Genomic DNA, 16,805 nt, shown 5'->3' with positions numbered 1-16,805 from the left:
TGGCGATGCGGCAGCCTCTCGCCGACGCCGCGAAGAGGCGGGGGCCGTACGCTTCGAGTGATGAGCGAGCTGAGTCATGTGGACGCCAGCGGGGCGGCGCGGATGGTGGACGTGTCCGCGAAGGACGTCACCGTGCGCACCGCCACCGCGACCGGGGTGGTGCGTACGACCACCGCCGTGATCGAGCTGATCGCCGCAGGTCAGCTGCCCAAGGGCGACGCGCTGGCGACGGCCCGGATCGCCGGCATCATGGCTACCAAGCGCACCCCGGATTTGATCCCGCTGTGCCATCCAATCGCGATCCACGGCGTGAGCGTCGAGTTGACGCCGGCGGCGGCTGAGGTGGGGATCAGCGCGACCGTACGAACCGCCGATCGGACCGGTGTCGAGATGGAGGCGCTGACCGCGGTCACCGTGGCCGGGCTGGCGCTGATCGACATGATCAAGGCCGTCGATCCGGCGGCGACCATCGACGCGGTCCGGGTCGAGCTCAAGACCGGCGGCAAGACCGGTCAGTGGCGCCGGCCGGCGGACCGATGAGTTTCACCGCGCGGGTGGTCGTGGCGTCCAACCGGGCCGCCGCTGGCGTGTACGCCGACACTTCCGGTCCGTTGCTGGTCGAAGGCCTGCGCGAGCTTGGCGCCGAGGTCGGTGAGCCGGTGGTCGTGCCTGATGGTGAACCGGTCGCAAAGGCGCTCCGGGCCGCGATCGCCGACGGTGTGAACGTGGTGCTCACCTCCGGCGGCACCGGGTGTACGCCGACCGATTTCACCCCCGAGATGACCCGGCCGCTGCTGGACCGCGAGGTACCGGGCATCGCCGAGGCGCTCCGGCACCGTACGGCCGACCGGGTGCCGCACGCGATCCTGTCCCGTGGGGTGGCCGGCATCGCCGGTCGTACGCTGGTGGTCAATCTGGCCGGGTCGAAGGGCGCCGCGAAGGACGGGCTGGTGGTACTCGGACCGATCCTCGCGCACACCGTCGACCAGATCCATGGAGGCGATCACTGATGCCAGTGACCATCGCGGAGGTCTCTGACCAGCCGCTGGACGTGGCCGCGCACGAGGCGGCCGTTGGCGACTCGCAGGCTGGCGCGGTGGTGTCCTTCGTCGGTGTCGTACGAGATCACGACGGTGGCCGGTCGGTGGCCGAGCTGGAATACACCTGCCATCCCAGTGCCAGCGAGCTGCTGGCCGCGGTGGCCGGCCGGATCGCCGCCGAGCCGGCGGTGCTCGCGGTCGCCGTCAGTCACCGGGTGGGGTTGCTGAAGATCGGCGACGCGGCACTGGTGGCCGCGGTCGCGTGTGCCCACCGGGGCGACGCCTTCGCCGCCTGTGCCCGGCTGGTCGACGAGGTCAAGGCGCAGATCCCGGTCTGGAAGCGGCAGGTCTTCGCCGACGGCACCGAGGAATGGGTCAACTCGGCCTGATCTGAAAGTCCCTCTGACCAGATTGTGGCGCCCCCGAATTCCACGATCCGGGTGGCGTCCGACAGTTTGGGCGACCAGCGCGGGTCGGTGAGGCGTAAAGAACGGCACCCGCGTACGGCGGAGAAATCGAACGAATTGGTGACGTCCGCGGGCGTGTGCTGCCCGGAGTTGCTGGTGCCGGGCACGATGGAGGTCTGGGCACGTGGAGGTGTTCGCCTCGGCGTGCTGTCATGGAGTTGTACGCCAATCAATCGCCTAGATCGGTCGTGTTTCGGTGCCCACTCGTACGGACCCGCGGTCCAGTTCGGCGGATACGGGCGGTAAGCATCCCCAGAGCACTGACAAGCTGCCTCCGGCGCGGATCGGGCCGCGGCTGCGTCTGCTGCTGAAGATGGCGCTCGGTCTGCTGGCGGCCGGGGTGGCGCTCGGTGTCGGCGAGCTTGTGGCGGTGGTGACCGGGCCGACCTCCGCACCGCTGACGGCGGTGGGCCAGGGCTTCGTGCGGATCACTCCTGAGTGGCTGAAAGAGTTCGCCACCAGCACTTTCTACGTGTACGACAAGCTGGCACTGGAAGTCGGCATGGTCCTCGTGCTGGCGCTGTTCGCCCGCGCGGTCGGCGTGGTGGCGTATCGCTGGTTGACCGTCGGCATGATTGGCGTCGGTGTGTTCGGGCTGGTGGGCGTGGTGGCCGCGATGACCGCGCCGGATGCCTCCCAACTGGACATCGCGCCGTCCGCGATTGGCGCGGCGGCCGGTGCGATCGTGCTGCGGATGTTGGTTCCCCGGCTGGTGGAACTGGCCGAGCCGGAGTTCGACGTGGAGCAGGCCCGGACCAACGTCCGGATGATGCTGAAGATGCGGGACCGGCGGTTCGACGAGGACCGGCGGCGCTTCCTCTACGCGGCGGCGCGGCGCGCCTCGCTGGGCGTCGCCGTGGTCGGCGGCGGGCTCGGTGGCGTCCTGCTGAACACCCGCGGCGATGTGTCCAAGGACATCGCCACCCTGAAGCTGCCGATGCCGGCGAGTAAGGCTCCGCGGCTGCCCGACGGGGTCGACCTGAACATCCCCGGCCTCGCGTCTTTCACCACCCCGAACCCCTCTTTCTATCGGATCGACACCGCCTTGGTGACGCCTCGCGTCGATCCAGCCACCTGGGAGCTGCGGATCCACGGGATGGTGGACCGAGAGCTGAAGATCAGCTTCGCCGAGCTGCTGAAACGGCCGATGATCGAGCGCGACATCACCCTGACGTGCGTGTCCAACGAGGTCGGCGGGAATCTGATCGGCGAGGCAAAATGGCTCGGCGCACCGCTGGCCGACCTCCTCAAGGAGGCCGGTGTCCATCCCGGTGCCGACCAGGTGTTCACCACCTCGGCCGACGGCTGGACCTGCGGCACCCCGCTGGAAGCCGTGATGACCACGCCGAACGCGATGCTCGCGGTCGGCATGAACGGCGATCCGCTGCCGGTCGCGCACGGCTTCCCGGTCCGGATGATCGTGCCGGGTTTGTACGGCTACGTGTCCGGCACCAAGTGGATCGTGGACATGGAGCTGACCACCTTCGCCGCTGGGCCGCAGGCGTACTGGATCCAGCGCGAATGGGCGCCGGCCGCGCCGATCAAGACCATGTGCCGGATCGACGTGCCACCGGCGAACGACGAGTTGCAGCTGGGTCAGTCAGTGAAGGTCGCCGGGGTGGCCTGGGCGCAGAACCGCGGCATCTCCATGGTCGAGGTGCGGCTCGGCGAGCAGGGCGAGTGGCAGCCGGCCCGGCTCGCGCCGGTGCCGAACAACCAGACCTGGCGGCAGTGGGTGTGGGACTGGACGCCCGGCGCGCGTGGGCAGCAGACGCTGTGGGCGCGGGCCACCGACGCGACCGGCGAGGTGCAGACCATCCAGATCGCCGACTCCTTCCCCGGCGGCGCCACCGGCCTGCCGAGCCTTCAGGTGTTGGTCAGGTAGCCACTGGCTCGGCCGGAGCCACCGGCCGGCCGGCGTGCGAGCCCGGATGGTCACAGATCTCCTGGGCAGTGGCCACCAGCGACCGAGCCGCCCGCTGCGAGATATGCAGGGCGCCCTGGACGTCGAGGGCACATCGCTGCTGGGCCCTCCACCTGACTGGCGCCGGCCGACAGAGCCCGCCGCAGCTGCTCGGCGATGACGGCCAGCTGGCAGGCCTCGATCCGGGCGATGGACCACTCGTACGACCAGCAGAGGTCGACCAGCTGCCGATAGGTCAGCTGGGTCGGATCGGCGCCGAACGCGATGCCGGTGTCAGCCGCCAGCAGCCGCTCAACGCTGGCCGCCACCTTGGAATCGTCCCGGGACTGGAGTGCGTCAAGTTCTTCTTCGAACATGTGTTCGATATTACTTCACCCGAGGGTCCGATGGAAGAGCGGGTCGGGGTGAAATGTGACTAACCGTACGGGCTGAATCACGGCGCGTCCATGGTCGTGATCCGCCGGGTGTTGGCCACCAGGATGTCGGTCGTACGCCGAATCCAGTCGGCGATCGCGAGCACCTCGTCCTGGTTGTATTTCGACCCGAGCTCAGTCATGTCTTCGATGAACGGCCCGAACGCGGTGGCCATCAGTGCGGCGTTTCGCTCGTTCGGCACCAATTTCACGACGACCTTGCGGCGGTCGTGCGGATCGCGCTCGCGTACGACGTGACCGGCCTTTTCCAGTCGATCCACCAATCCGGTGACAGCGCCGGTGGTCAGGCCGGTGTGTTCCCCGATCGCGCCGGCGGTCACCGGGCCCAGTCGGCGGAGGGTGTCGAGGCATTTGCGCTCGACCGGGCTGAGCCCGAGCAGTTTGCCGACGGCCTCGTGGAACACCACCATCGCGGTCGCGAACTCGGCGCCCACCATCGCGCCAGCGTCACGCTGTTCGGGAGTCACTTGCGCCATGAGCACAACATACCTTACTCTCCCATTATCTTGGTAGCTAAGAAGTTAATTGGCTAAGGTAACTGGAAGGGGCTGAGATGCGAGTGGTCGTGGTGGGAGCCGGCCTTGGCGGGCTTTGTGTGGCCAACGGTCTGCGAAAGGCCGGCGTGGACGTCGAGGTGCTGGAGGCACAGGACGGGATACACGACTTCGGCCAGGATACCGGATCAACGTCAACGAGACCGGGCACGACGGGCTGCGGGCCTGCCTGTCGAGCGAACGCTTCGACGCGTACGAGCAGTCGCTGCACACGGCAGAGCGACCGCGAGCGACCCGGCGGTCTACCTCTACACCCCCCGCATTGGACCTGCTGGCTCGGCACGACGCGCCAGGAGCGCCGGGCGCGATCGACCGCGGCACGGTCCGGCGGGTGCTCGCCCAGGGTGTCGCGGACCGGATCCGGTTCGGTCGGCGGGTCACGTCGATCGCGGATGTCGGTACGGCCGACCTGATCATCGCGGCCGACGGCGTCAGTTCGGCGGTGCGGCGGGAATTGCTGCCCGGCCGTGACCCGCTGCCGCTGGGCATTTCGGCGATCTTCGGGCGTGCTCCCCTGACCGCCGCGAACCGGCCATGGGCGGCCCCGGCGATCCTGCACGGCAGATTCTGCGGAGTCGTCGAGGGCTCCACAGTGCTGGCCCTTTGCGCGTACGACCCGCCCCCGCTTCCCAGCCGTACGTCATGTGGGTGCTGATGGGCCGGTCGGACGACTTTCCGCCGGGTGGCTCGTCCCCGGCTGAGCTGGTCCGATTCGCTCAGGAGCAGACGGCCGGTTGGGACCCTCGTACGACCACGGTGCTACCGGAAGCGATCGTGGCGGATACCTTCCTGACCCCGCTGCGCGCGATGCCGGAGATCCCCGAAATCCCGGCGCACGCCGGCGTGCCGGTCGCGTTCCTTGGCGATGCCATCCACGCGATGTCGCCGGCTCACGGCGAGGGCGCCAACACCGCGTTCGGCGACGCGGCCCTGCTGGTTTCCCACGTACTGAATGACAACACCGTCACCGATGCGGTGGCCGGCTATCACGCGGACATGCGCGTCACCGCTGGCGAAGCGATCCTGCGGTCGGCGAGCTACGGCGCTCCGGAGGCCTCAAATGCCTGACATCAGCACTGGCCGCAAGGTCCTCTACTTCGCGATCCTGATCGTGAACGCGGCGATCGACCTGCTCCTACCGACCCTGGTCCTGGTGGTCCTCGCGCCGCTCGGCGTGCCCGCCGCGGTAGCGCTGACGATCGGTGGCACCCTGCTGACCGGCAAGGCGATCGGCGGCCGGATCGAGACCGGCGAGTTCCGCTGGAGGCTGGCCGTGATCGCGGCCGGCGTGGCGACCGCGACCATCGTCGGCTGCTATCTCGCCGGTTTCGGCAACGTCCCGAGCATGGTTGCGGGCGCGGTTGTCTCTGGAGTGATCGTCATCGGCGACCTGGTGGTGACGCGCGTACGACACAAGACCGCGAGCAGGCTGGACGGCTTCGCGGTGGGCGTGCTGCTGGAGGTCGCTGCCAGCGTGGTGCTGACCTCAGTCAGTGGCGACGCGCGGTTCGTGCTGGCCCGGCCGGCGATCTACATCGCCATCGCGGGAGCTGTCATCCTCGCGACCACCTGGGCGCAGCGGCCGATCATGCGTACGGCCCTCAAACCGGTTGCTTCCCAAGGCGATCCGATCCGTGCCGAGGCCTTCGAACTGGCCTGGCAGCACTCGCGGCAGTTCCGCGGGCTGTATCGGGCGATGACCGCCAGCCTGGGCCTGGTCTTCCTGGTCGACGCGGTGTTGCAGGTGGTGATCATCTACAGCCGGCCGGCCAGCGCGGTCGTGCAGTCGTCCTTCACTTCCCAGGTTCCACTGTTCGTCCTGGTCGCGCTGTGGTTCGTCGTCGGCCGCTTCCTGATCGTCCCGCGCACCCTGCGGCTGTTGGAGGCGGAGCTGCCGAACGTGCCCGAGGCACCGCCCGTACAGCTTCCCGGCACCAGTAGCCCGCTGGCTGGTCATTAGGCTGTCAGCGTGGCCTACGACCACGCTTCACGGTGAAAGGGACTCCGGTGACCGCTCCAGCGTTGACCATCCAAGAGCTGACCGCCCAGCGTGACCGCGCTCGCGAGGATTTCGCGGCCCTGGTGGGCCGTGGTCTGAAGCTGGATCTCACCCGGGGCAAGCCCGTCGCCACGCCAGCTGGACCTCGCCAACGAGCTGCTGGACGTACGAGCGCCGGTGGTGTCGGCCGACGGCACGGATCTGCGCAACTACGGCGGGTTGAACGGTCTGGCCGAGCTGCGGGCGATCTTCAGCCAAGCCCTGCAGGTGCCGGTCGAGCAGCTGCTGGCGGCCGGCAACTCCAGCCTGGAGCTGATGCATGACGCGGTTGTGTTCGCGCAGCTCAGCGTGCTTCCGGGTGGCGAGCGTCGATGGGCTGACGAGCCGGAAATCGCGTTCCTGTGCCCGGTTCCGGGCTACGACCGGCACTTCGGGATCTGCGAGCGCTACGGCATCACGATGATCCCGGTGCCGATGACCGAGACCGGTCCGGACATGGACGTGGTCGAGCGGCTGGCCGCCGACGACGCCCGGATCAAGGGCATCTGGTGCGTGCCCAAATACAGCAACCCGGACGGCACCGTCTACTCCGCCGAGACGGTCCGCCGGCTCGCCGCGATGCCCACCGCGGCCCCGGATTTCCGCATCTTCTGGGACAACGCGTACGCGGTGCACCACCTCACCGACAAACCTGCCGAGATCGCCGACCTGCTCGCCTCGTGCGCCCAGAGTGGCAACCCGGACCGGGCGTTCGTCTTCGGCTCCACCTCGAAGATCACCTTCGCCGGCAGCGGTGTTGGTTTCTTCGGGGCCTCCGCCGCCAACGTCAAGTGGTGGCTGAGCCACACCGTCAAGCGCAGCATCGGCCCGGACAAGATCAACCAGCTCCGGCACGTACGGTTCCTGAAAGACGCGGACGGGCTCCGCGAGCACATGCGCCAGCACGCGGCTCTGATCCGGCCGAAGTTCGACGCGGTGGACAAGATCTTGTCCACCGAGCTGAGCGGCACTGGCCTCGCGTCGTGGACCAGCCCGGCCGGCGGCTACTTCATCCTTCTGCGGGTGCCGGCTGGGTGCGCTGCCGCGGTGGTCGCGAAGGCGAAGGAAGCCGGCATCGCGCTCACTCCGGCTGGCGCGACGCACCCGCACGGCGACGACCCGCAGGACCAGCTGATCCGGATCGCGCCGACCTTCCCGGAGCTGGCCGAGGTCGAGGCGGCGATCGACGCGCTGGCCACCTGCGTACGACTGGTCGGCACCGAGAAGCTTCTCGCTGACCGGCAGTAGCTATTCAGACGGGCGGCTGCGCAGCCAGCGGCCGAAATGCGGGACGGTGAAGGCGATGCTGCCCCGCTCCGCGGAGTAGATCAGCCCTTTCTTGATCAGCCCGTCGCGGGCCGGGGACAGGCTGGAAGGCTTACGTCCCAACGAAGTCGCGAGGTCCGCGGTCGGGACGGCCTCGCCGGCCGTGTGCTCCCCCACGGTCGCCATCGTCCGCAGGTATTCCCGCTCGGCCGGGGTGGCCCGCTCGTACCGGGAGCCGAAGAACCCGACCGCGAGTTCGGCGTCGGCTTCCGGGTGCCGCCACCGACACGTCCTCAGCCGTGATCGGTGAGGTGGCCGGCGCGTGGTCCCAGGCCGCTTTCCCGTACGCCTGCACGAAATAAATATGGATAGCCGCCGGAAATCTCGTGCATCGCGTCCAAGGCTTCGTCGGTCCAGCTGGCGTCCTCGCGCTTGGCCGGCGCGATCAGCGCATGGTCGGCGGCCGTACGATCCAGCCGGTCGATCCGGACGTACCGAAAGAGTCGCTCGGAATAGGACTTGGACGCGGACAACACGCTTGGCAGGTGCGGCAGCCCGGCGCCGACGACGACCAAAGGCGCGCCGTTCTGGGAAAGTTCGTGGCAGGCCGCGCACAGTGCCGAAACATCTACTGTGGACAGATCCTGCATTTCGTCGATGAACAACGCGACGCCCGCGCCAACGTCGGCGGCCAACGCGCGCGGCGTCGGTGAACAACTCCAACAGGTCGATTTCCATGTCACCGGAGTCGGCCCGGCCGACCGCGGCCGGCACGTCGATGCCGGGCTGCCAGCGGTCCCGGATCTTCGCGTCGCGTCCGCCGGGTTGGAACGCAACGCGAAAGCCTTGAGTACGGCCAGAAACTCCTCGACCCGCTCGGGTGCGCGATGGCGAGGTGCCAGCTCGCGGGCGGCCGCGTGCAGCGCGGCGGACAGCGGCCGGCGCAGCGACACCTCTGGCCGGGCCTCCAGCTTGCCGGTCCCCCACCGGCGATCCAGCGCGGCCGAGCGGAGGGCGTTGAGCAGCACGGTCTTGCCGACGCCACGCAGCCCGGTCAGCACCAGGCTGCGCTCGGGCCGGCGGCGCTCGACCCGTTCCAGGACCACGCCGAACTGGTCCAGCTCGCGGTCTCGGCCAGCCAGCTCCGGTGGCCGCTGGCCGGCCCCGGGCGCGTACGGATTGCGGATGGGGTCCATCTCTCGCACCGTATCGGCCCCTCTAGGGGATTCCCTAGAAATCGCTAGAGGCCACTATCGGCGTGTCGCGCCGATCAGTGGTCGTTGGCCTCCACACACAGGACGTACTTGACTGGTACGTCGTCGGAGCTGGCGTAGCTGCCGAAGCCATTGGCGGATTTGCATGGCGTCGAGTCCGTAGTGCCGTCGAGGCGCTGGATGACCCGCCAGGAGTTCGGCTCGCTGCACTGCACCGGCGCGCCTTCCTGGTATTCGGGCTGGCTTTCCACGTCCGAACCGAACTTCATGCACTGCCCGACCTTGAGGTCGCGGATGCTGACCGGGACGGACGAGTTGGCGGCCGAGCCGGTCGGCCTGCCGCTGGGCATCTGCCGGGACGTGTTGCCGCCGCTCCCGCCGCTGGTGGAGCGGTTGTTCGATCCGGTCGCGAAATACGTGATGCCGGCGCCGACTCCGCCGCCGCAGAGCAGCAGCAGGATGCCGCCGCCGATGATGATGCCGGCGATGGCGCCCCCGCCCATCCCGCGCCGCGGCGGTGGCTGCGGCGGTCGGTCCGCCGTACGGTTCCCCAAAGCCCATCTGAAACCCCCTTGACTTTTGTCACATTTGTGCTGGTCACAGCACTGCTGCACGATACCGCCGGTGGAATCCGGTGGCGAACCAAGGTGTCGTGGGACGTCTAGGGAAGTATTGGGTATTCCCTAGAAGACCTTAGATGGCGGTATCGCCGACGCTGTTGGCGTTGAGGTTTCCGGCTGGCCACGCGAGGATCGGGAGGTGCTCTGCCGACAACTTCAGATCGGAGTGCTCAGGTGGCGAGAGAACATGGCTATGCGATCGAGCTGATCTGGACCGGCAACCGTGGCGAGGGAACCACCGGCTATCGGCGCTATGGCCGGGAGAACGAGGTCTGGGCGTCCGCGCCGCTGCCCATCGAAGGCTCCGCTGACCCGGTCTTTCGTGGCGATCGTGACCGGTGGAATCCCGAGCAGCTGCTGGTGGCCGCGCTCTCGGAATGTCACATGCTCAGCTATCTGGCCGAATGCTCACGGGCCGCGGTGGTGGTCAGCTCGTACGAGGACAGTGCCAGCGGCATCATGCGAATGGACGGCAAGGGCAGCGCGGCCTTCACCGAAGTTCTCCTGCGGCCACGGGTCATGGTGACCCAGGAGAGCATGCTGGGCAAGGCCACCGAGCTGCACGACGCCGCCCATCGGCTGTGTTTCATCGCCAACTCGGTGAACTTCCCGGTCCGGCACCAGGCGACTGTCACCCTGGAATGCCGCTGATTTACGACTGGTTCTTCAGGCAGAGCACGTAGCTGTTGGCCCGTACGCGATCGGAGTGGGTGAAGGCGAGGTTGAATTTCTTCCCGCTGCTCCGGCACACATTGCTGTTGGTGGTCGCGTCGAACCGGGCCACCACCAGCAAGGTCTGCGGCTGGGTGCAGTCGGCCGGCAGCGCGGACGGCCGCCCGTCGATGCTCCGGGCCTGGCGTACGCACTGGCCGACCTGAATGTTCTGGCTGGCCGGCGTGCCGCCGCCGGGCACCGCGCCCGACGGCGACGATCCGGCACTGGGCTCGGCAGTGGGCTGGGCGGACCCGGAAGCCTTCGCCGAGGGCGGGCCGGCCGCTGTCGCACTCGTCTTGCCCTGGTTGTTGAAGTAGTAGATGCCACCGACCACACCACCGGCGACCAGCAGGAGCAACACCACGGCGCCAATCACGATCCCGGTGATCGCGCCACCGGACATCTTCTTCTTCGGCGGTTCCGGCGGTGGGAAGAGCCCTCCGCCGTACGGGTAGCCGGGCGGTGGGCCGTACGGGTTTCCCCCTGGCGGGCCGCTGGCCGGCAACGCGTACGGATTGGGATTGCTATTGGCATCTGGTGGGCCACTGGCTGGCCCGCCGTACTGGCTCATCGTTGAACCTCCGCGGATCACGCTTTATCGGTCAATGCACTCAGTGGATCGTGACCCATTGTGCATTCCGACGGCTATGCCGGGGGGTGCGGTCAGCGGTGTAAGAGGGTTGATCAGCCGCCCGCGAAAGGCGGCAGGATGTCGACGGTGCCGCCACCGGGCAGTCGTACGGCCCGGTCGGAGGCGGCGATCCCGTCCACCAGATATGAGCAGCGTTCCAGCACGTCGGCGAGCTTTTCGCCGTGCTGGTCGGCAAGTTGGGCGGACCAACTGGGCGACGGTGCTGTGCGGCGCGGTCTCGACCAGCTCGGCTTCGGTGCCGGCGGCGGCGCGGGCGGCGGCGAAATACCGAACCGTGACCGACGTTACTTCCACTGACGTACTCCCCAGAACAATCTGACTACTGAAAGTGACGAGCTATCCACCGATCGCCGACATTGGGCGGTCCGGCTGCAGGAAACTCGGGTCGTTGATCCCGTGGCCGGGCAGTTTCCCCCACATTGCCGCGCGCCAGCGGTCGGCCAGCTCGGCATCGCTTGCCCCCGATCTTAGCGGCGTCCGCAGATCGTTCTCGGACCGCGCGAACAGGCAGTTGCGGATCTGCCCGTCGGCGGTCAGCCGGGTTCGGTCGCAGGCACCGCAGAACGGCCGGGTCACCGACGCGATCACGCCAACCTTGACCGGCCCGCCGTCCACCACCACCACGTCTCCGCCGGCGACCCGCCGCGCTCGCTCGGGTCCGGCGTGAGGGTGAAGCGGGTCGACAGTCGATCCAGGATCTCCTGGCTGGTGACCATTTCCTCGCGCCGCCACGCGTGTTGGGCGTCCAGCGGCATCTGCTCGATGAATCGCAGCTCCAGGCCGTGCTCGACGGCGAACGCCAGCAGCTCAGGAGCCTCATCGTCGTTGAGGTCGCGCAGCAGGACGGTGTTGATCTTGACTGGCCGCAGCCCGGCCGCGTTCGCCGCGTGTACGCCGGCCAACACGTCGTCGAGCCGGTGCCGGCGGGTGATCTGGGAGAACCGGTCCGCTCGCAAGGTGTCAAGAGAGACGTTGATCCGGTTCAGGCCGGCGTCCGCGAGCGGCTGGGCCAGCCGGGCCAGCCCAATCGCGTTAGTGGTCAACATCGTCCTGGGCCGTGGTTCCAACGAGGTGACCTGATCGAGAATGCTCACCAAACCGCGACGCAACAACGGCTCGCCACCGGTGAACCGGATTTCCCGGATCCCCAGCATGGTGACCCCGATGCGGGCCAGCCGGACGATTTCCTCGTCCGTGAGCAATTCCGGTTTGGGCAGCCAATCCAGCCCTTCGGCCGGCATGCAATAAGCGCAGCGAAGATTGCAGCGATCCGTCAGCGAAATACGCAAATCGGTAGCAATGCGCCCAAATTTATCGACGAGGCCGGTGCCCGGAATGGTGCTGGCAGGGTTTTCCACGGCCGTCATTCCCCGAGACTAGAGCCGATGTCCGGACGGCGACAGATGACCGGAAAATGCTTCCTCACCTGCGGCAGGGCCAGGAAATACCGGCCGCAGGTGCGGTTTTCGTGGCGAATCTAACAGCGTCGGCAAGGCTATTACGCTGAACCGATGAGAGTCGGGCCGACGAATTCCCTCACCGATGTCGCGGGCCTACGGGTCGGCCACCACGAACGGACCGGCGACGGCTGGCTGACTGGCTGACTGGTACGACCGTCGTGCTGGCCCCGAGGGCGCGGTGGGCCGGTGTGGACGTACGAGGCGGCGCCCCCGGCACCCGCGACACGGACGCGTTGGATCCGCGCAACGTCGTGGAACGCGCCCACGCCGTCGTCCTCACTGGCGGCAGCGCGTACGGCCTCGCGTCCGCCTGTGGGGTGGCCGACGCGCTCGGTGACGCCGGCATCGGCTTCCCGGTCGGCGTCGGCGTGGTGCCGATCGTGCCGGCGGCGGTGATCTTCGACCTCGGCCGCGGCGGCGATGCCCGCCAGCGGCCCGGCCCGGACTTCGGCCTCGCCGCGTACCAGAACGTCAGCGCGGACGCGGTCCCGATGGGGTGCGTCGGCGCTGGTACGGGCGCGGTTGTCGGCGCGTTGAAGGGCGGCGTCGGATCGGCCAGCGCTCGACTGTCGTCAGGTGCGACGGTGGCGGCGATGGTGGTGGTGAACGCGGTCGGCTCGGCGGTGGACGCCCGGACCGGCGAGCTCTACGGCGCCCGTTTCGGTCTGGACGGCGAGTTCGCCCTGCGTAAGCCGGACGAGAACGACCTCGCGGCGGCCCGTACGAGGGCTGAGCTGGGCGCGCACGGCGGCAGCCGGAAGGCTCCGCTCGCGACCACGATCGGCGTGATCGGCACGGATCTGACTCTGACCAAAGCCCACTGCGCGAAGATCGCTGGCATCGGGCACGACGGCCTGGCCAGGGCCCTTCGGCCGGTGCACACGATGGTTGACGGCGACACGCTCTTCACTCTCTCGACCACCGCCCTCCCGGCGCCCGATCCGGAGCGGATGTACGAGCTGATGGAGGCGGCTGGCGATTGCGTTACCCGCGCGGTCGTACACGCGGTGCTCGCCGCCACTTCGGTCAAAACGCCTGCTGTGGACCTTCGTTCTTACGCCGACGCCTTCCCGTCGGCGGTTTTTGCTGACCGGTCAGTCAGCTCGCGGTTCCCGTTCCGGCTACCATCACGGCAAAGCCTTGCCTCCCAAGGCCGCACGGGTGACATCCCGAGGGGACACCGTGACCATCTGGTTGCCGGATCGTACGAGCGCGCCGCCGGACACTGGTTTCTGGAAGTTCCTGGTGCCCGAGCTGGTGTTCGGTGAGGGCGCGCGCGTCCGAGGCCGGGTACGCGGCTCGCCGGCTCGGCGCCCGGCGGGTGTTCGTGGTGACCGATCCCGGGCTGATCGAAGCCGGCTGGCCGGCCGCGCTGGCCGCCCAGCTGGGCGCCGCGGGGCTGCCGTACAGCTGCTGGTCAGGCGTCACCCCGAACCCCAAGGACCACGAGATCGCCGCTGGTCATGAGGCCTATAGCGCGTCCGGCTGCGATGTCATCGTCGGCATTGGCGGCGGCTCGGTGATCGACGCGGCGAAGGCCATCGCGGTGTTGTCCGCGAATGGTGGCCAGATCCTGGACTACGCCGGGGTCGACCAGATCGACCGGCCGATCCCGCCGTTGCTGATGATCCCCGTCTACGGCTGGTACGGGCGCGGAGTGTCGCAGTTCTGCGTCATCACCGACACCACCGCCCGTCGCAAGGAGATCCTGGTCGGCCGGTCGCTGGTGCCGGACATCTCGCTCACCGACCCGCGGCTGCTCACCACGATGGCCCCGGAGCTGGCCGCCACCACCGGCCTGGACGCGCTCACACACGGCATCGAGGCCTACGTGTCGAAGGCCGCCAGCGGCCTGACGGACCTGCACGCGCTGCAGGCGGTACGGCTGGTCAGCCAGCACCTTGAGCGGCTGGTCGACTCCAGGTCGGACGCGGACGCCCGTACGGCCATGGCGCAGGCGAGCCTGAGCGCGGGGCTGGCCTTCACCAACGCGATCCTGGGCGCCGCCCACGCGATGGCCCACCAGGTCGGCGGTGCGCTGGACCTGCCGCACGGCACGCTCAACGGCATCCTGCTGCCGCACGTCATCCGTTTCAACGCGACTTGCGGCCGCTATCGGGAGGTGGCGCAGGCATTGGGGCTGGACGTGACCGATTGGACACCGCGGAGGTCGCTTACCGGGTGGCTGATCACGTACGGGCGATGGCCGATCGCCTCGGCGTGCCGCGCGGACTCGCCGAGTTGGGCGTCACCGAAGCGGATTTTCCGGGGCTTGTCAGCGGCACCCTCAAGGACGTATGCCTGTCCACGAACCCGCGGGAGGCGTCGGCCGGCGATGTGACGGCGCTCTTCGCCGCGGCACTGTGACAGGGGGGTCCGCGTCGTGCCGTCAGGACCGTTACCCGAACCACCGCCCGTCGGTATCGCCGACCTGACCGGCATCCGGTCGTCGAAGCCGAGTTTCTACGCCGAATACCGTTCCGCGGCCGAGCACCTGAACCGTTCGCTGGCGTCCATGGAAACCATCTCCAGCGCCTTGGTGGCGACCGGCCGTGGCACCGAGGACCTCTGCCGGGCGGTGGTCAGCGCGACCGCGGAGCACCTGTCGGCGACCTGGGTGGTGCTCGCGCTCGCGGACCGCGCGTTGCCCGAGCGGCGCCGCGGTTCCTCGGCCGGGACCCGGCTGGCGAGCTTTTCGTGGACCGCGGCCGGCTGCCGGCGGCCCAGCGGGACCGGGTCTGGCAGCTGCTGCGGCATGGTGACGAGCTGCGTCCGGTGGTGGAGGACGGCGACCAGATCACCGTGCTGGTGCCGATGGTGCTTGAGGACCATGTGCAGGGCGTGCTGGCCGCCTGGACCTTCCCGAGCAACGGCGGCCGGGAGCTGGTGGACCGCACGGACCTCGCGGTGCTGTCCGTGCTGGCGAACCAGACCGTCGTGTCGCTGCGTGCGGCGGACCTGCTCTCGCACAGTGAAGCGTTGCGCAGGCGTACCGAACGGCTCTACCGGGAGGCCGCCCGGCAGACCGCTGAGCTGGCCCGCGGCAACCGCGAGCTGCGGGAGGCGCAGGACCGGCTGCTCGCGGCGAACCAGCAACGGGCGGTCGACGAGGAGCGCCGTTGGCTGGCCCGCGAACTGCACGACCGGGTGGGCCCCAGCAGCACGTACTCTCCGCCGGCATGGCGGTCGAGTGGTGCCGTTCCGAGGTGCCGGCCGATTCGCCCGTACGAGCCCAGCTGGACCGGGCCAAGCAGCTCAGCCAGACCGCGGTGGAGCAGCTGCGGTCGGCGATCGCGACGCTGTCGGCCGGCGAGGAGGACTCCGAACGAGACCTGGCTGGCCTGCTCACCCGGCTGGAAGTGCTGCACAGCGGCGCCGACGTGGACGTGGCGGTGAAGGTGGAGGGCCGGCCGCTGGTGCTGCCCGCCGCGGCTGAGCGGTCGCTCTTTCGGATCGCCAGCGAGTGCGTCTTCAACACCGTCGTCCATTCCGGCGCCGCCCATGCGGTCGTACGGTTGGTCTATCAGCCGCAGGGAGTTCAGCTGTCGGTGTCCGACGACGGCAACGGCTCCCCCGAGGTGCTCCGCCGGGTGGTCCGCCAGCAGGCCACCGGCAGCTCCGACGGCTATCACCGCGGCCTCGCGAACATCGCCGCCAGAGTCGGCGAACTTGGCGGCGTACTGCGCGGTTCACCCGGGCCAGGATGGGAGGCGTACGCGTGCAGGTCGAGGTGCCCGTACCAATCGAGGGAGACGGCGATGACTGAGCAGATCCGGATCGCGCTGGTCGACGACCACGCGATCGTCCGGCAGGGCCTGCGGTCGATGCTGGAACGGGAGCCCGGGCTGTCCATCGTGGCCGAGGCGGCCAGCGCGCCGGAAGCGTTGGCGCTGATCAACAAGACCGAGCCGGACATCGTGCTGCTCGACCTGAAACTGTCCACTGGCAGTGACTCTGAGGGTCTGTCCCTGTGCCGGCACATCGTGGCCGCTCATCCGACCATCGGCGTACTCGTCCTGACGACCTTCATCGACGAGCGTCTCGTGGTGGCCTCCATTCAGGCTGGTGCGAAGGGCTACGTCGTCAAGGACGTGGACCCGACCGAGCTGGTCAGCTCGGTACGCGCCGTCCATCGCGGCGAGAGCGCCTTCGACGCGCACGCGGCCGCCGTGGTGGTGAAATCCCTGCATTCAGGCGGAAACGAGGAGCGTGGCCGGAGCCTGACCGACCGGGAGCTGGAGGTGCTCCGCCTGCTCGCGCATGGCATGTCCAATGTGGACATTGGCAAGAAGCTCTTCATTTCCGAGACGACGGTGAAATTCCACGTCTCCAACGTGATGCGCAAACTCGGCGTGTCGCGGCGCGCCGAAGCCGTCTACGCGGCCAGCAAACTGGGCCTCATCTAACTACTCGCTGTCACTC

The 16,805-nt window shown here is 68.6% G+C and carries 18 protein-coding genes and 7 pseudogenes; 16 read left to right on the top strand and 9 right to left on the bottom strand.

Going from position 1 to position 16,805, the window contains the following annotated elements; genetic code table 11:
• Nucleotides 1-60: 60 nt before the first annotated feature.
• From moaC to GNX96_RS09960, 4 genes are all read left to right on the top strand, one after another.
• Complete coding sequence (moaC, locus tag GNX96_RS09975) at nucleotides 61-540, top strand: cyclic pyranopterin monophosphate synthase MoaC (protein WP_163567849.1); 480 nt, start codon at nucleotides 61-63, stop codon at nucleotides 538-540.
• A complete protein-coding gene (locus GNX96_RS09970) occupies nucleotides 537-1,010 on the top strand; it encodes a MogA/MoaB family molybdenum cofactor biosynthesis protein (RefSeq protein WP_163567848.1) in 474 nt (157 codons plus the stop codon). The genes moaC and GNX96_RS09970 overlap by 4 nt, the downstream gene beginning before the upstream one ends.
• Nucleotides 1,010-1,429, top strand: a complete 420-nt coding sequence (locus tag GNX96_RS09965) for a molybdenum cofactor biosynthesis protein MoaE (RefSeq protein WP_163567847.1) — start codon at nucleotides 1,010-1,012, stop codon at nucleotides 1,427-1,429. Before GNX96_RS09970 ends, GNX96_RS09965 begins: the two co-directional genes overlap by 1 nt.
• Before the next feature lie 391 nt (nucleotides 1,430-1,820).
• On the top strand, nucleotides 1,821-3,392 hold the full coding sequence (locus GNX96_RS09960) for a molybdopterin-dependent oxidoreductase (protein WP_163567899.1): 1,572 nt from the start codon (nucleotides 1,821-1,823) through the stop codon (nucleotides 3,390-3,392).
• A gap of 50 nt (nucleotides 3,393-3,442) precedes the next feature.
• Here the strand turns inward: GNX96_RS09960 and GNX96_RS09955 are convergent, their stop codons facing one another.
• Both GNX96_RS09955 and GNX96_RS09950 read right to left on the bottom strand, forming a co-directional pair.
• Nucleotides 3,443-3,787, bottom strand: a complete 345-nt coding sequence (locus tag GNX96_RS09955; RefSeq protein ID WP_163567846.1) for a hypothetical protein — start codon at nucleotides 3,785-3,787, stop codon at nucleotides 3,443-3,445.
• Between the two features lie 77 nt (nucleotides 3,788-3,864).
• Complete coding sequence (locus tag GNX96_RS09950) at nucleotides 3,865-4,341, bottom strand: MarR family winged helix-turn-helix transcriptional regulator (protein ID WP_163567845.1); 477 nt, start codon at nucleotides 4,339-4,341, stop codon at nucleotides 3,865-3,867.
• A 77-nt stretch (nucleotides 4,342-4,418) separates the two neighbouring features.
• On the opposite strand from GNX96_RS09950, the pseudogene GNX96_RS50495 reads away from it, so the two are divergent.
• The 5 genes and pseudogenes from GNX96_RS50495 to GNX96_RS09925 form a co-directional block, all read left to right on the top strand.
• A pseudogene (locus tag GNX96_RS50495) lies at nucleotides 4,419-4,538 on the top strand (NAD(P)-binding protein); the annotation flags it as partial.
• A gap of 143 nt (nucleotides 4,539-4,681) precedes the next feature.
• Nucleotides 4,682-5,074 (top strand): Rossmann-fold NAD(P)-binding domain-containing protein, encoded by a 393-nt coding sequence (locus GNX96_RS09940; RefSeq protein ID WP_279579934.1) that lies wholly within the window; start codon nucleotides 4,682-4,684, stop codon nucleotides 5,072-5,074.
• The gene (locus tag GNX96_RS09935; protein WP_163567842.1) at nucleotides 5,062-5,487 is read left to right on the top strand and encodes an FAD-dependent monooxygenase; all 426 of its coding nucleotides are present in this window, start codon (nucleotides 5,062-5,064) and stop codon (nucleotides 5,485-5,487) included. Before GNX96_RS09940 ends, GNX96_RS09935 begins: the two co-directional genes overlap by 13 nt.
• Entirely contained in the window at nucleotides 5,480-6,379 is a 900-nt protein-coding gene (locus GNX96_RS09930) for a VC0807 family protein (RefSeq protein WP_163567841.1), read from the top strand. The genes GNX96_RS09935 and GNX96_RS09930 overlap by 8 nt, the downstream gene beginning before the upstream one ends.
• Nucleotides 6,380-6,426: 47 nt before the next feature.
• Nucleotides 6,427-7,705, top strand: a pseudogene (locus GNX96_RS09925) (aminotransferase class I/II-fold pyridoxal phosphate-dependent enzyme).
• Here GNX96_RS09925 and GNX96_RS09920 read toward each other — a convergent pair.
• From GNX96_RS09920 to GNX96_RS09910, 3 genes are all read right to left on the bottom strand, one after another.
• On the bottom strand, nucleotides 7,706-7,909 hold the full coding sequence (locus GNX96_RS09920) for a helix-turn-helix domain-containing protein (protein WP_279579913.1): 204 nt from the start codon (nucleotides 7,907-7,909) through the stop codon (nucleotides 7,706-7,708).
• 107 nt (nucleotides 7,910-8,016) lie between these two features.
• On the bottom strand, nucleotides 8,017-8,919 hold the full coding sequence (locus tag GNX96_RS09915) for an ATP-binding protein (RefSeq protein WP_163567839.1): 903 nt from the start codon (nucleotides 8,917-8,919) through the stop codon (nucleotides 8,017-8,019).
• 74 nt (nucleotides 8,920-8,993) lie between these two features.
• Entirely contained in the window at nucleotides 8,994-9,440 is a 447-nt protein-coding gene (locus GNX96_RS09910; RefSeq protein WP_163567838.1) for an LppU/SCO3897 family protein, read from the bottom strand.
• 291 nt (nucleotides 9,441-9,731) lie between these two features.
• Between GNX96_RS09910 and GNX96_RS09905 the strand changes: the two genes are divergently transcribed.
• Nucleotides 9,732-10,208 (top strand): OsmC family protein, encoded by a 477-nt coding sequence (locus GNX96_RS09905; protein ID WP_163567837.1) that lies wholly within the window; start codon nucleotides 9,732-9,734, stop codon nucleotides 10,206-10,208.
• A gap of 1 nt (nucleotide 10,209) precedes the next feature.
• On the opposite strand, the gene GNX96_RS09900 is transcribed toward GNX96_RS09905, so the two are convergent.
• The 3 genes and pseudogenes from GNX96_RS09900 to moaA all read right to left on the bottom strand — a co-directional run bounded on the left by GNX96_RS09900 (nucleotide 10,210) and on the right by moaA (nucleotide 12,290).
• Nucleotides 10,210-10,842, bottom strand: coding sequence for an LppU/SCO3897 family protein (locus GNX96_RS09900; RefSeq protein WP_163567836.1), 633 nt, complete (start codon nucleotides 10,840-10,842; stop codon nucleotides 10,210-10,212).
• Between the two features lie 113 nt (nucleotides 10,843-10,955).
• Nucleotides 10,956-11,232: pseudogene (locus tag GNX96_RS09895) on the bottom strand (MoaD/ThiS family protein).
• Between the two features lie 27 nt (nucleotides 11,233-11,259).
• A pseudogene (moaA, locus tag GNX96_RS09890) lies at nucleotides 11,260-12,290 on the bottom strand (GTP 3',8-cyclase MoaA).
• Nucleotides 12,291-12,434: 144 nt separating this feature from the next.
• Here moaA and GNX96_RS09885 point away from each other — a divergent pair.
• The 3 genes and pseudogenes from GNX96_RS09885 to GNX96_RS50485 form a co-directional block, all read left to right on the top strand.
• Nucleotides 12,435-13,462 (top strand): annotated as a pseudogene (locus GNX96_RS09885) (P1 family peptidase); the annotation flags it as partial.
• Between the two features lie 185 nt (nucleotides 13,463-13,647).
• A pseudogene (locus GNX96_RS50490) lies at nucleotides 13,648-14,469 on the top strand (iron-containing alcohol dehydrogenase); the annotation flags it as partial.
• A gap of 116 nt (nucleotides 14,470-14,585) precedes the next feature.
• Nucleotides 14,586-14,750 (top strand): iron-containing alcohol dehydrogenase, encoded by a 165-nt coding sequence (locus GNX96_RS50485; protein ID WP_279579912.1) that lies wholly within the window; start codon nucleotides 14,586-14,588, stop codon nucleotides 14,748-14,750.
• Nucleotides 14,751-14,846: 96 nt separating this feature from the next.
• Here the strand turns inward: GNX96_RS50485 and GNX96_RS09875 are convergent, their stop codons facing one another.
• Nucleotides 14,847-15,140, bottom strand: coding sequence for a hypothetical protein (locus GNX96_RS09875; protein ID WP_163567835.1), 294 nt, complete (start codon nucleotides 15,138-15,140; stop codon nucleotides 14,847-14,849).
• Nucleotides 15,141-15,158: 18 nt separating this feature from the next.
• Between GNX96_RS09875 and GNX96_RS09870 the strand changes: the two genes are divergently transcribed.
• The 3 genes and pseudogenes from GNX96_RS09870 (at nucleotide 15,159) to GNX96_RS09865 (ending at nucleotide 16,789) form a co-directional block, all read left to right on the top strand.
• A complete protein-coding gene (locus tag GNX96_RS09870; RefSeq protein WP_163567834.1) occupies nucleotides 15,159-15,779 on the top strand; it encodes a hypothetical protein in 621 nt (206 codons plus the stop codon).
• Nucleotides 15,743-16,060: pseudogene (locus GNX96_RS63035) on the top strand (sensor histidine kinase); the annotation flags it as partial. The gene GNX96_RS09870 and the pseudogene GNX96_RS63035, both read left to right, overlap by 37 nt.
• Before the next feature lie 81 nt (nucleotides 16,061-16,141).
• Nucleotides 16,142-16,789, top strand: a complete 648-nt coding sequence (locus tag GNX96_RS09865) for a MadR family response regulator transcription factor (RefSeq protein ID WP_163567897.1) — start codon at nucleotides 16,142-16,144, stop codon at nucleotides 16,787-16,789.
• Nucleotides 16,790-16,805: the final 16 nt, after the last annotated feature.

It is taken from the genome of Fodinicola feengrottensis (assembly GCF_010993775.1).
GTDB classification, from domain to species: domain Bacteria; phylum Actinomycetota; class Actinomycetes; order Mycobacteriales; family HKI-0501; genus Fodinicola; species Fodinicola feengrottensis.
This window is presented reverse-complemented; position numbering and strand designations above follow the sequence as displayed.

Coding starts and splice junctions, on each gene's coding strand:
- GNX96_RS09900 (WP_163567836.1), bottom strand. CDS start 10,842: ATGAGCCAGTACGGCGGGCCAGCCAGTGGCCCACCAGATGCCAATAGC.
- GNX96_RS09935 (WP_163567842.1), top strand. CDS start 5,062: ATGTGGGTGCTGATGGGCCGGTCGGACGACTTTCCGCCGGGTGGCTCG.
- GNX96_RS09910 (WP_163567838.1), bottom strand. CDS start 9,440: ATGGGCGGGGGCGCCATCGCCGGCATCATCATCGGCGGCGGCATCCTG.
- GNX96_RS50485 (WP_279579912.1), top strand. CDS start 14,586: ATGGCCGATCGCCTCGGCGTGCCGCGCGGACTCGCCGAGTTGGGCGTC.
- GNX96_RS09960 (WP_163567899.1), top strand. CDS start 1,821: ATGGCGCTCGGTCTGCTGGCGGCCGGGGTGGCGCTCGGTGTCGGCGAG.
- GNX96_RS09875 (WP_163567835.1), bottom strand. CDS start 15,140: ATGCCGCAGCAGCTGCCAGACCCGGTCCCGCTGGGCCGCCGGCAGCCG.
- GNX96_RS09915 (WP_163567839.1), bottom strand. CDS start 8,919: ATGGACCCCATCCGCAATCCGTACGCGCCCGGGGCCGGCCAGCGGCCA.
- GNX96_RS09950 (WP_163567845.1), bottom strand. CDS start 4,341: ATGGCGCAAGTGACTCCCGAACAGCGTGACGCTGGCGCGATGGTGGGC.
- GNX96_RS09920 (WP_279579913.1), bottom strand. CDS start 7,909: ATGGCGACCGTGGGGGAGCACACGGCCGGCGAGGCCGTCCCGACCGCG.
- moaC (WP_163567849.1), top strand. CDS start 61: ATGAGCGAGCTGAGTCATGTGGACGCCAGCGGGGCGGCGCGGATGGTG.
- GNX96_RS09865 (WP_163567897.1), top strand. CDS start 16,142: ATGACTGAGCAGATCCGGATCGCGCTGGTCGACGACCACGCGATCGTC.
- GNX96_RS09930 (WP_163567841.1), top strand. CDS start 5,480: ATGCCTGACATCAGCACTGGCCGCAAGGTCCTCTACTTCGCGATCCTG.
- GNX96_RS09970 (WP_163567848.1), top strand. CDS start 537: ATGAGTTTCACCGCGCGGGTGGTCGTGGCGTCCAACCGGGCCGCCGCT.
- GNX96_RS09965 (WP_163567847.1), top strand. CDS start 1,010: ATGCCAGTGACCATCGCGGAGGTCTCTGACCAGCCGCTGGACGTGGCC.
- GNX96_RS09955 (WP_163567846.1), bottom strand. CDS start 3,787: ATGTTCGAAGAAGAACTTGACGCACTCCAGTCCCGGGACGATTCCAAG.